Source organism: Anaerolineales bacterium, assembly GCA_022866145.1.
GTDB lineage: Bacteria > Chloroflexota > Anaerolineae > Anaerolineales > E44-bin32 > PFL42.
Genome location: JALHUE010000132.1, coordinates 1 through 1,546 on the forward strand (window position 1 = coordinate 1; position 1,546 = coordinate 1,546).

The 1,546-nt window shown below is 66.3% G+C and carries 2 protein-coding genes; both read left to right on the top strand.

Features of this window, described 5'->3' with window-relative positions; all coding sequences use genetic code 11:
- The coding region (locus tag MUO23_04030) for a prolipoprotein diacylglyceryl transferase (GenBank protein MCJ7512119.1) at positions 1–581 on the top strand (581 nt) is incomplete at its 5' end.
- A 61-nt stretch (positions 582–642) separates the two neighbouring features.
- Positions 643–1,546 (top strand): signal peptide peptidase SppA (gene sppA, locus MUO23_04035; protein MCJ7512120.1); only part of this gene is annotated, 904 nt, incomplete at its 3' end.

Genomic DNA, 1,546 nt, shown 5'->3' on the forward strand with positions numbered 1-1,546 from the left:
ATGCACCGGTCTATCTGGAGGACCCGCAGGGGATCCTGTCGCTGAATCTCTCCGCCTTCTCGGCTTTGGAGGGCGCCGCCGCCGGCGTGCTGGCGGCGGTCATCTACGGCCAGCGCAAAGGACTGCCGCTGTGGCCGACGCTGGACGCGCTGACAGCCGGCGCGGCGCTGTTCTCCGTCTTCTTCGCCCTGTCGCATCTGGCCTCCGGAGATGCCTTCGGCTCGCCGGCCGACATCCCCTGGGGAATCGAGCTGTGGGGCGCCCGGCGGCACCCATCCCAGCTGTATGAGCTGCTGACTTCGCTGGCGATTCTGCTGGTCGTCATCCGCTTGCAGGACCGGCGGGCGTTCGCCGGCGAGCTGGCGCTGGGCTGGCTCAGCCTGGCCAGCGCCAGCAGGCTGGTGCTTGAGGCGTTTCGGGGCGACAGCCTGTATCTGGTGGGGCTGCGTCAGGCGCAGCTTCTGGCGCTGCTGGTGCTGATGCTGTCGCTCGCCGGCCTGCATCTGCTGGCCCGGCGCCGTGCCGACGCCGAACCGATGAGAGCAACCGGATTCCCGTTGGAATCTCCTTCGGCGTCATGAGTGTGATAGCATCCAGTTCTTAGGGCGATTCCTGCGAGCAGCAACAGAAGGTGGGTGATCGATGCGCAGTCGGCGTACGTGGATGATCGTGGTGCTGGTGGTGGTGATCGTGGCCCTGGCTCTGGCGGCGTGTGCGCTGCTGTGGCGGGTCGCCAGTGGCGGGTCGGCGTCAGTCCCCGTCGGCTTCGGGGAGGCGGTCGGCGTGATCCCGGTGGAAGGCGTGATCGCCTCGGGGCGAGCGGACCAGCTGACCTCGAGCAGTGGCACGGTCTACAGCGGCCGGGTGATCGACTACTTGCAGCAGGCCGAAGGCGATCCCGCCGTCAAGGCCATTGTGCTGCGGGTCGACTCCCCAGGGGGCGGCGTCGTGGGGTCGGATGAGATCCATCAGCAGATGCTGGCCATGACCAAGCCGGTGGTGGTGTCGATGGGTGAGTTGGCGGCCAGCGGCGGCTACTTCATCAGCGCTCCCGCCGACGAAATCTTTGCCAACCGCAACACGCTCACCGGTTCGATCGGGGTGATCAGCCAGTTCATCCACCTTGAAAAGTTCCTGGAAGAGAATGGTGTCAGCGTGACGACGATTGTCAGCGGTGAGTTCAAGGATAGCGGCAGCCTGTTCCGCGAGATGAATGACAAGGATATTGCGATCTGGCAGGGGATCATCGATGATGCCTACCAGGATTTCGTGGGAGTCGTGGCCGAGGGCAGGGGGATGTCCGAGGATGAGGTGCGCACGCTGGCCGACGGACGGGTGTACACTGGCGAGCAGGCCCAGCGCCTGGGATTGGTTGACAGCCTGGGCAACCTGCCGGATGCGATCGCCCGCGCCGCCGAGCTGGGCGGGATCGAGGGCACACCCCGGGTGGTGGAATACCGCCCGCCACCGGGCTTCTTGGAAACCTTCCTCGGCCTACAGGGGCGCGCCGCGCCCGGCGAAGTGTTGCTCCGACAGCTGCTGAACC